General features: G+C 39.5%; 7 protein-coding genes and 1 pseudogene. 5 read left to right on the top strand and 3 right to left on the bottom strand.

Going from position 1 to position 10724, the window contains the following annotated elements; translation table 11 throughout:
• The first annotated feature begins 514 nt into the window (after window positions 1–514).
• A pseudogene (locus G413_RS11165) lies at window positions 515–1904 on the top strand (IS1182 family transposase).
• 139 nt (window positions 1905–2043) lie between these two features.
• Here G413_RS11165 and G413_RS0106595 read toward each other — a convergent pair.
• Window positions 2044–2787, bottom strand: a complete 744-nt coding sequence (locus G413_RS0106595) for an inositol monophosphatase family protein (protein ID WP_022790129.1) — start codon at window positions 2785–2787, stop codon at window positions 2044–2046.
• A gap of 107 nt (window positions 2788–2894) precedes the next feature.
• On the opposite strand from G413_RS0106595, the gene G413_RS0106590 reads away from it, so the two are divergent.
• The 4 genes from G413_RS0106590 (at window position 2895) to G413_RS0106575 (ending at window position 9032) form a co-directional block, all read left to right on the top strand.
• Window positions 2895–3749, top strand: a complete 855-nt coding sequence (locus G413_RS0106590; protein WP_022790128.1) for a MurR/RpiR family transcriptional regulator — start codon at window positions 2895–2897, stop codon at window positions 3747–3749.
• 128 nt (window positions 3750–3877) lie between these two features.
• On the top strand, window positions 3878–5269 hold the full coding sequence (locus G413_RS0106585) for a 6-phospho-beta-glucosidase (protein WP_022790127.1): 1392 nt from the start codon (window positions 3878–3880) through the stop codon (window positions 5267–5269).
• A 1-nt stretch (window position 5270) separates the two neighbouring features.
• On the top strand, window positions 5271–5681 hold the full coding sequence (locus tag G413_RS11160) for a C-GCAxxG-C-C family protein (RefSeq protein ID WP_022790126.1): 411 nt from the start codon (window positions 5271–5273) through the stop codon (window positions 5679–5681).
• 93 nt (window positions 5682–5774) lie between these two features.
• On the top strand, window positions 5775–9032 hold the full coding sequence (locus tag G413_RS0106575) for a DEAD/DEAH box helicase (RefSeq protein ID WP_022790125.1): 3258 nt from the start codon (window positions 5775–5777) through the stop codon (window positions 9030–9032).
• Between the two features lie 67 nt (window positions 9033–9099).
• Here the strand turns inward: G413_RS0106575 and deoC are convergent, their stop codons facing one another.
• Both deoC and G413_RS0106565 read right to left on the bottom strand, forming a co-directional pair.
• A complete protein-coding gene (gene deoC, locus G413_RS0106570) occupies window positions 9100–9828 on the bottom strand; it encodes a deoxyribose-phosphate aldolase (protein WP_022790124.1) in 729 nt (242 codons plus the stop codon).
• Between the two features lie 106 nt (window positions 9829–9934).
• Window positions 9935–10693, bottom strand: a complete 759-nt coding sequence (locus G413_RS0106565) for a DeoR/GlpR family DNA-binding transcription regulator (protein ID WP_022790123.1) — start codon at window positions 10691–10693, stop codon at window positions 9935–9937.
• Window positions 10694–10724 lie beyond the last annotated feature (31 nt).

Raw genomic sequence — 10724 nt, 5'->3', positions numbered from 1 at the left:
TACTGTTGATTGCTGTGTTTCTGCAGTTGCATCATTGCCTTCCGCATTAGCTACTAGTGGTGCAGCCATGGCTGGTACCATAGTAACCGCAACTAAACCAGACAACGCAGCCTTAGTTATTTTTTTGCGATTCATCTAAACCCCTCCTAATCTTTTCTAAGTTTTCTTTTTTGTACAAAAAAAATAACTCTAGTAGAGATATGGCCATATCTCTACTCATGGCAATAGTACCCCCCCTGTATATTTTTGTCAATGGTTACCTTTGCCTTTTTATACGATTTAATGAAATCTTTATTTGTCACAATAGATGTCACATAAAAAAAGCAGAGGAGCTTAATTCCTCTGCTCAGCCTGTTGACAAACTCGACAGGCTTTTTAAATTCTAGTATAATAGTTGTGCAGGAAGATGACTTCGCCTATCTAACACACATTTGAGGCTCTTCCTGTTTTTCTTTCCTTTCTTTATATACCCTTATATGGTATAATAATGGTGTGTTGGATAGGAGTGATCGCAATGGCCATGACCATGAATTATTGTTTTAGAGAAGGTATCATTTACGCCAGTCTGGAAGCTCTGGTTCCTGAAACTCACTTTGTCAGGAAGCTGGATCGCTGTATCGACTGGCGTTTTATCTATTCCCGGGTGGCTCATCTGTACAGTCCGGCCGGTCGCCCCAGCATCGATCCGGTCATTCTGTTCAAGACGCTCTGCATCAACATCGTCTTTGGTTTCAATTCCATGCGCAGAACCTGCAGAGAATGTGATATGAACGTTGCTTACCGGTGGTTCCTGGGAATCCCCTTCGAGGAAAAGATACCGGATTATTCGACATGGTCGCAAAACTATATCCGTCGCTATGGAGACAGCGATATCTTTTCCCAGATCTTTGAATATATCCTGTGCAGGATTCAGGAACAGGGACTGCTGGATCTGACCACTCTCTTTGGGGATTCGACCCATCAGAAGGCCAGTGCCAACAAGAACAAATATGAGGATGTAGAAGTTGAGGTCGTTCGGAAAATCTATGAGGACGAGCTTTTAGAAGAGATCAATGCCGACCGGGAAGCACACGGAAAGAAATCCGTTGAAAGAAGCCAGGGATACAGAATATCAGTTCGATGAGGAAACAGGGGAAGAGATCGAGGTCGAGGTCCGACCGACAAAACACATCAAGCAGAGCCGGACCGATCCGGAAAGCGGGCTCTTCCATAAGGGAGAGAAAGAGAGATGCTTCGCCTACAGTCATCAGACATTCTGTGACCGCCACGGCTTTGTCGTAAGGTTCAAGACGGTACCAGGAAATGTGCATGACAGTGTATCGTTCTTTGATGTCTATCCGGTCCTTTCCGAGAAGTTTAAAGGAAAGATCCAGAATCTGGTGCTGGATGCAGGATATGTTACCCCGGCGATCTGCCGTGCCGTTCTTCAGGCGGGACAGAAGCTGTATGTACCTTATAAACGTCCCATGACAAAGAAGGGGTTCTTCAGAAAATATGACTATGTATATGATGAGGCGTATGACTGTTATATTTGCCCGCAAATCAAGCTGCTGGAATATGTGACGACCAATCGAAACGGATACAGAGAATACAAATCCGATCCAAAAGACTGTGAAAGCTGCCCGTTTCTGTCCCGATGCACACAGTCAGGGAATCATCAGAAGACCGTGACACGTCACATTTGGGAGGCGTATAAGGAAGAGGTCAACGAACTGCGGTATACACCGGAGTGGAAAGAGATCTATCCGCAGAGAAAGGAAACGATCGAGCGGGTATTTGCCGACAGTAAGGAGCAGCACAATTTAAGATACACACGACTTCGAGGACTGATGAAGAACGAGCATCAGGTTTCGTTGATTTTTGCGTTCCACAATTTAAAAAGAATGGCCAGGTGGACCCAGTAGGAGGTCTATTTTTTTTATGGAAAGAAGGTTTTAAGCAAGATATAACAAAGAAACATAAGAAACCCGATAAAAAAAGCAGCCACTCTCCTTAAAGAGTAGCTACTTTGTCAACAATCTGAAGGAATCCCACCTGGATTCCTTACAAATATTCTTTTATTGTTTCTATCATTTCTTGAACATCAGCTGCTATATATAGATTGGATTCACAACTGAAATAATCTTTTTTACACCAGGAGATTCCCTGACATTCCTTTAAAAATATGTCGGCTGCAGCATAATCCCAACACTTTGCCTGTTCGGTCAGATAAAAATCGGTTTTACCTAAAGCCGTCGAAATGATTGATAAACTGCAACAACCACGGGAACGATGACCTCGTGTCTGTTTAAATAAATCAACGAGTTTGGGAAACACCAACAATGTATTTAAACTGGCTTCCCATACACATTGTGAAAGTGGTCTTTTTGGCAGTGCTTGTTCCACCTTCTTATCATTAACAAAAGCGCCTTTTCCTTTATAGGCCCAATACATTTTATCTTCTATCACATCATATACGATTCCTAATAGGGGTTGTTTCTCTTTTACATAAGCTAAGCAGATCGCATACCCTTCCTGCGCATTGATAAAGTTGGTCGTTCCATCGATGGGATCGATGATCCACATAGAATCACTGATGATCTGATCTCCTTCCTCCCCAATAAATGTACATTCCGGTGTAAATGTTTGTAATGTTTCTCTTAACTTTCTTTCTGTATCCTTATCCATGTCCGTCACAAGATCTTGAATTCCATTCTTTGATTGTATATGTAAATCTTTGACCTGTTTTAATGGTTCTCCGATTTCTCGGACTTTCTGTAACAGTTCCTTTATTTCTTTTGTATCCATACCGTGTGTCTCCTTGTCTATATTGTAGTCCAAAATATTGTTTTTTACACAATCTTTCCCAGGATATGATAAGATGACGATGTATAAGAATTAGGAAAAGAGGATTTATGACATTAGAAAAACGCATACGAACTTGTAAACATTTAACACCGGCAGAAACGGAAATCGCACACTATATTCTAACGCATGCACAGGATGTGATTCATATGTCCCTGCAAGATCTAAGCAATACTCTCTATTTTTCCAAGTCGGCTATACATCGTTTCTGTAAAAAAATCGGATGCACCGGTTTTAATGATGTCAAAGTGCAATTATCACAAGATCTATCCAATCATCGTCTAACGCAACATGATATTGATGTGAATTATCCGTTCACAAAATCGGATCTACCGCTGGATATTGCCGAAAAACTCGCAAAGCTTTATGAAACAAGTGTACGTGATACGATTGCTTGTCTGGAACCTTCTATTCTGCAAAATGTGGCTTCTTTAATGTTTCATGCCCAGAGAATTGATATTTACACACATGCGCATAATATGCATGTGGCCAGAAACTTTCAAGATCAAATGCTGACGATTGGAAAAGAAATCAACTGTCCTGTTTCTTTTTACGAACAACGTTTATATGCTCTGGCATCAAATAAAAAACATGTTGCTTTGATCTTATCGTATTCAGGAAAAGCATCTTTTATTCTTCCAATATTAAAACAGTTAGATCAAAAACAAGTCCCTGTCATCCTGATCTCTCGTATTGGATGTAACAGCTATCCACAGTATGTAACATATCATCTGGCACTCAGTGATACCGAGCAGTTGCAAGATCGTATATCGCAATATGCCAGTCATATTGCCTTACAATATGTAATGGATGTGCTTTTTGGGTGTATTTATAATTTAGATCGCGAAAACAATCAAAACTATGTATGGAAATCCATGAATTTTATGGATGATCGTTTAGACTAAAAGTTTCAGAAAGTTTCAATTTTTTGAAGCTTTTTTTACTATTTCCGGGAAAACATCTCTATTCTTTTCAATCCTATTGTTCTTAGTCTAAAACAGATCTATATTGAACCTGCAAGGAGGAATGGAGTATGAAAAAAGGATTAAAAATTGTTACGATCGGTGGCGGCAGCAGTTATACACCGGAATTAATGGAAGGATTTATTCGAAGATATAACGAACTTCCCATTCATGAAATTTGGTTGGTCGATGTAGAAAACGGACAGGATAAAGTCAACATTGATGCCGATATGGCAAGACGGATGTGGAAAGCAGCCGGTCATGATGTAGAAATTCATGTCAGCTTCGATCGAAAAGAGGCACTGAAGGATGCTGATTTTGTGACAACGCAATTTCGTGTAGGATTTTTGGAAGCCCGAATCAAGGACGAAAGAATCCCTCTATCTTATGGCATGTTAGGGCAGGAAACCAATGGAGCCGGCGGCATCTTTAAAGCTTTTCGAACCATACCTGTGATTTTAGATATCGTCAAAGATATGAAAGAAGTATGTCCAAATGCCTGGCTCATCAATTTTACCAATCCAAGCGGTATGGTCACAGAAGCCGTGATCCAATATGGGCACTGGGATAAATGTATCGGCCTTTGTAACGTACCTGTCATCGCCATGATGAAAGAGCCAGAGGCCATTGGTTATGATGCCAAAGCGTTAACCTATCAGTTTGCCGGAATCAATCATTTTCACTGGCATAAAGTATATGATCAACAGGGTCATGAAGTAACACAAAAGGTTATTGATGCCTTATTTGATGGAAAGGATATTGGTTTACCGGCGAATATCAACAATGTACCTTTTTTCAAAGAACAGATTGAACAGATGCAGATGATTCCCTGTGGTTATCATCGCTATTATTACCGACAGGAAGAAATGTTAGCGCATAGTTTGGAAGAATATAATACGATCGGCACTCGTGGCCAGCAAGTAAAACATACCGAAGAAAAACTGTTTGAACTTTATAAAAACAAAGAATTGGATCATAAACCAGAAGAACTCAGCATGCGAGGGGGTGCTTATTATAGCGATGCCGCTTGTGAATGCATCAATGCCATTTACAACAACAAGAAGATTCATATGGTCGTCAGCACTCAAAACAGAGGAGCCATTCCGGAACTGCCGGTGGATTCGATCGTTGAAGTCAGTTCAATCATCGACGGAAAAGGAGCTACACCAATCGCATGGGGTAAATTTCCAAGTGCGCAAAGAGGATGGCTGCAGTGCATGAAAGCCATGGAGGAATGCACAATCAACGCCGCCGTCACCGGAAACTATGGAATGGCTATGGAAGCTTTTGCGCTAAATCCTCTGATTCCATCCGGAGAAAGCGCCAAACAAGTCTTAGACCAACTTCTTTTAGCCCATGAAGCTTATTTACCTCAATTCACATCAACGATTCAGCGCTTGAAAAAAGAAAACGTACAAATTAAAGATCCCGTTGTCCAAGAACTGATGAAAGAAGGAAAATAAGATGAACTTACAAGAATGGATCGATCACTTTTACCTTGAAGAACACTATAACTGCAGCGAAACGATCATTCGTGCTGCCAATCAATACTATCATCTTGATATAGATGAAGAATCCATGAAAATGTTATCTGGTTTTGGAAGTGGTATGTACACCGGGTTAACTTGTGGTGCCTTAATTGGCTGCACTGCCGTTTTATCCAAGCTTCTCATTCAGACAAAAGCACATGATCAGCTAGATACCTTTAGACCAATCATTCAGACTTGTGTTCATAACTTTAAAGAAGAGCTTCATGATACGGAATGTAGAAACATCCGCAAAACATGGTATGATCCTAAACTTCATTGTGTTCATACTGTACAAGCGGCTGGAAAGGCATTAGAGAAAACTATAAATGAATTACACAATACCTAAGCAGTTCAAAAAAGGACTGCTTTTTGTATGCCATCATCGATTCAAAAGACGTTTTTTCAAAGCTGTGATAGAATGAAAGAATGAGGTGATTCGATGGTCTTAATCACAGAAGAAAATCTAAAAATTATGAATTCTCGCACGTTGGCACTTGCCAGAAAATATTTGAAACAAGGATGTTTAAAACGAATCGTCGTCAATGAAATAGAAAAAAATGCCATCTATAAAGTAGAGGGTACCATACAAGTAAGCGCCTATGAAAATATTTGTCACTTTTTTATCAATGTTCCTTTACATTCTGTATATTCCACGCATTGCGAATGTCCGTGGTATTTTGATGATGAACATATCTGCGCACATATCGGAATGTTAATGATCTATTTGACAAAAGTCGATATTCAAAATTTTCCTTATGCCTCACAAAAAGAGTCATCCCCCGCTTCTCTTTACAATGAAGATTATCTGGCTCGCCGCAAAAGAATAGAAGAAGAACTAAAAAGAATTCAAATGGAAGAATCGTATCAGCGAACACGCGATCTGATTCTCCAACAAAAAGATAACCAGGATCATCTGCTGCAACTCGAGTTGCAGACACAACAATATGATGTGGTTCCGGTGGTTTCCTATTTGGATTTTGATGCCTTTTTATTGAGCTTTACCGTAGGCGCACAAAAACAATATACGATCAAAAACATCCCTGATTTTCTTCATCGGATCGATACCGAACAATATCACAGTTATGGCAAACAGCTAGGCTTTATTCATACAAAAAACGCATTTACACCCCAATCTCAAAAATACATCGATTTTATGCGTATGGCGTATTCTGTACCGGATTATGATCGATATTATTATCGCTACAATAATACACGCTATATTCGTATTCATACTTTACTGCCTGCTTTTTATACAACCTTTAAAGACGATATGCATGTACCCATTCGAGAAGAAGATTTTGTATTGCCGATCCATATTGAAAAAGAAGAAAAGCATTACACCATTTCTTTAGTTTGGGATCAAGAAGAACATATTTTGACCGGCGACCATCAAATATTTGCGCTGCGCGACAGACCTTTTGAGATCATTCATTATACCGTTTGTCCGCAATCTTCGATCATCACATTATTTTGCGCTGTATCTGAAAATCCTCTTCATATTCCATTTGATGAATATCAAGACTTTGAACGCTACCTTTTAAATCCTGCCAAAGAATATTTGAAAATCACAAAAGGACAAGAATGGCTGCCTGTGTCGAACTCTCTTTCTATCCATCATCCCATTGTCTATGGCGATATGGATGAAAATGAGACAGTTTCATTTCACGTCACCGGTAAAGATGAACAGGCAAACACCGTTGAGCTTTTATATAATGATCAAATCAACTATGACTGGACCATCGAATTGATTCAAAAGCTGTTAGAGTCATATGCAACATGGGTGGATAAAGATGCACACACCATCTATATGGGACTAGAAGATGAGCGAACCTTTGACTTTCTTCAACAAGGCATCACACAGCTGCAGAAATATTGTGATGTGTACATCAGCGATGCCTTAAAAAAGTTAGGCAAGCGAACCAAATATAACCTGCAGACCGGTATTCGTATTGACAATGGCTTGTTGGAGATTCAATTAGAATCCACAGATTTTGATGTCAATGAAGTGCCTGCCATCTTACAGGCATATCATCGTAAAAAACGCTACTTTAAACTTAAAAACGGACAGCTTTTACATCTGGAATCCGATCAATTTCAGGAATTAGATGAACTGATGCAAGACTTTGATATTCACGAAGACAAAATCAAAGAGGGAAAACTGCAACTGGAACTCTATCGAACCTTAGGTATGAATGAAAGACTCAATCATGCACAAGCGCTGCAAGTGTACAAAGAGGATTCCTTAACAGATTACATTCAAGGCTTTGAACAGCGAAAATCTAAGATTTCCTGTAATCCACATTATGCTTCTATTTTAAGAGATTATCAAAAAAGAGGAGTCGAATGGCTTTTAATGTTATATCAATACAACTTAAATGGAATTCTTGCCGATGAGATGGGATTAGGAAAGACATTACAGGTCATTGCACTTTTAGATTCCATACAAGACCCAGACAAACACACGTTGATTGTTTGCCCGGCCTCCTTGATGTATAACTGGGAAGATGAAATCCATCGTTTTTCAGAATCTCTTTCCTGCATCAGCATTACCGGCACAAAAGAAGAACGTAAAAAAAGACTGCATGATATTTCCAAACACGACATCCTCATCACATCTTATGACTATTTGCGCAGAGATATCGATGAATATCAGGATCTCACATTTGAATATGTAGTACTGGATGAAGCGCAGAACATCAAAAACCAGAAGACGAAAAATGCGACCAGTGTAAAAAAACTGCATTCACGACACCGATTGGCTTTAAGTGGTACACCGATTGAAAACTCATTAGCTGAGCTTTGGTCCATCTTTGACTTTTTAATGCCTGGCTACTTATTCTCGTACCCTTATTTTAAGACACAATATGAAAGTCCGATCGTGTTAAATCAAAATGAAGACAGCATTCAAAAGCTGCGTTCTTTCGTCTCTCCCTTTATTTTAAGGCGAAACAAAAAAGAAGTGTTGAAAGAATTGCCGGATAAAGTAGATCATCAGTATTTAATTGATTTCTCAAAGGAAGAAGAAAAGCTGTATCTTGCCAACTTAACACAAGCCAGTAAAGAAATGCAGGCGAAAATGAAAGAGCCTCATATCGATCATATTGCGGTATTGGCTGCCTTAACGAAACTGCGACAACTGTGTTGTGATCCAAGACTTTTATATGACAATATCCTAAAGCCATCTTCCAAAGTACAGGCTTGTATGGAATTAGTACAGATTTTAACCGAACACAATAAAAAAGTTTTATTATTTTCTTCTTTTACTTCTTTGATTGACCTGCTGACACAAGAGTTAGAACAAAATCAGATTTCCTACTATATCTTGACAGGCAGTACATCCAAAGAAGAAAGACGAAAGCTGGTTCATGCGTTTCAAACCGATACGACACAAGTTTTCTTGATTTCTTTAAAAGCCGGCGGTACAGGATTAAACCTCACGGCTGCCGAAGCCGTGATTCACATTGATCCCTGGTGGAATCTCTCGGCCCAAAATCAGGCCACAGATAGAGCGCATCGCATTGGGCAAAATGCCAATGTGCAGGTGTATCGACTCATCATGAAGAATTCGATCGAAGAAAAAATTGTCAAAATGCAGGAGCGAAAAAAGGATCTGGCTGATACCTTTATCGAGGGAAACGATGGATCTTTGTCAAAAATGTCTAAAGATGAAATTTTAAGTCTATTTCAAAGAGATTAATGTTTTTAAAACGTACAAAAAAAGATCGAGAAGATTATCAAATTCTCGATCTTTTCATATTTTATCATTAACGTTTTAAATCCAGAACGACCGGTACCGATTTATAGCCGACACCCATACGATCAATACCCATATCGATCAATTGTAAAAAGTGTTCTCTGGTACGAATGCAGCCGCTTCCTTTGACTTTGCATACATCCTGTACCTCTTCCTGCATGATTTTTATAATTTCCGGAGTGGCACCATGTGCTTCAAAGCCAGTCAGGAAGCCTGTACTTGTTTTGACAAAATCCGCATGGGCATCCATGGCACAATGACAAGCCTTACGCACCTGCTCTTCATTTAAGGCATCCGTTTCGAAAATCACCTTCACCGGAATGTCCTTTTCATGGCATACATCAACGACCGCTTTAATATCTTGAGTCACCGCATCATATTTTCCACTGCGAATCCAGCCAAAGTTTGCCACAACATCCAGTTCTCCAATCACATCGGCATAATGATCCACCAAGATCTTAGCCTGTGCCACCTTAGACTCTGTCGAACTTGTCCCAAACGGGAAGTCACAGACCGGACAAAGTTTTGTTTCAGACCCTTCTACATAGGGCTTACAAAGTTCCATGTACCCTGGATTGATACAGATTGTGGCACAGCCCAGCTCAACACCATCCTTTGTCAATTCGACAATCTGATCTTCCGTAAATTCAGGCTTTAAAACTGAATAATCGATGTAGGAAGCCAATTCCTTTAAACTCATTTCACTTGCTTTTTTATTTGGATGTTTCATACGTTTCATGCATTCAAAAAGAATGCTTTCCTCCTGATTTCACTCTAGCATTCTTTTCTTTATTTGTAAATATTTAATGTTTGTTTTTGTATTTATTTTTTCGTTTTTGTTCGTTTTATACCAAAATGTAATTTTCCGGTAAGGTTTCCATATCCAGTTCCTTGCTCTGATCACAAATGATCGCATCAAAATCATCACTATCAATAAAGCTGCAAAAACCTTTAATGGCAATTTTCGAACGATCGATCAATAAATACTTTTGGGCCGATAAAGACATGGCCTTTTGTTTTACAGCCATCGTATCCATCTCTGCTGTATAAACCAGCTTACGATCCAAATCAATACCCGCACAACTCAAAAAAGCCAAATCAAAATTAAATCGATCCAGTTCACTGATCGTAATGGGCCCCACACTCATGGCATATTCAGGAATATAGCGTCCTCCGACCACAAACAATTCCGATTCTGTCCCAGAAAACGCATCCACGATCAAATGAGAATGAGTTACGATCTTAATTTTCTTCTCTTGAATATACGGAAGGATTGGTACGATGCTCGTTCCCCCATCCAAAAAGATACAATCGCCATCTTTGACAAAAGTTGCGGCTTTTTTACATACGATATCTTTTTCATAAAAGAACTCTTTTCTCTCTTTCATTGTTTTTTCATCTTTTGTCGATAAGATCACTTTCGGATGAACACTTTTGGCCCCGCCATGCACTCTTAACAACAGCCCTTGTTTTTCCAGTTCTTCACAATCTCGCCGAATCGTAGTTTCCGTCACCTGCATCGTAACGGATAATTCTTTCGTACTGATAAAACCTTTTTGATTTACGATCTCCACGATCTTTTCAAAGCGTTCACTTGCTAGCATACAACCACCTGTTCTTATTGTACACGAAAGA

It is taken from the genome of Faecalicoccus pleomorphus DSM 20574 (assembly GCF_000420345.1).
Lineage (GTDB): Bacteria > Bacillota_I > Bacilli_A > Erysipelotrichales > Erysipelotrichaceae > Faecalicoccus > Faecalicoccus pleomorphus.
Note: the sequence above shows the minus strand (reverse complement) of the source record. Positions and strands in the feature narration are given on the sequence as shown.

What these genes read in the sequence shown, in the direction of transcription:
- G413_RS0106595 (WP_022790129.1), bottom strand. Translation starts at nt 2,787, where the DNA reads ATGGATACAAAAGAAATAAAGGAACTGTTACAGAAAGTCCGAGAAATC.
- G413_RS0106590 (WP_022790128.1), top strand. Translation starts at nt 2,895, where the DNA reads ATGACATTAGAAAAACGCATACGAACTTGTAAACATTTAACACCGGCA.
- G413_RS0106585 (WP_022790127.1), top strand. Translation starts at nt 3,878, where the DNA reads ATGAAAAAAGGATTAAAAATTGTTACGATCGGTGGCGGCAGCAGTTAT.
- G413_RS11160 (WP_022790126.1), top strand. Translation starts at nt 5,271, where the DNA reads ATGAACTTACAAGAATGGATCGATCACTTTTACCTTGAAGAACACTAT.
- G413_RS0106575 (WP_022790125.1), top strand. Translation starts at nt 5,775, where the DNA reads ATGGTCTTAATCACAGAAGAAAATCTAAAAATTATGAATTCTCGCACG.
- deoC (WP_022790124.1), bottom strand. Translation starts at nt 9,828, where the DNA reads ATGAAACGTATGAAACATCCAAATAAAAAAGCAAGTGAAATGAGTTTA.
- G413_RS0106565 (WP_022790123.1), bottom strand. Translation starts at nt 10,693, where the DNA reads ATGCTAGCAAGTGAACGCTTTGAAAAGATCGTGGAGATCGTAAATCAA.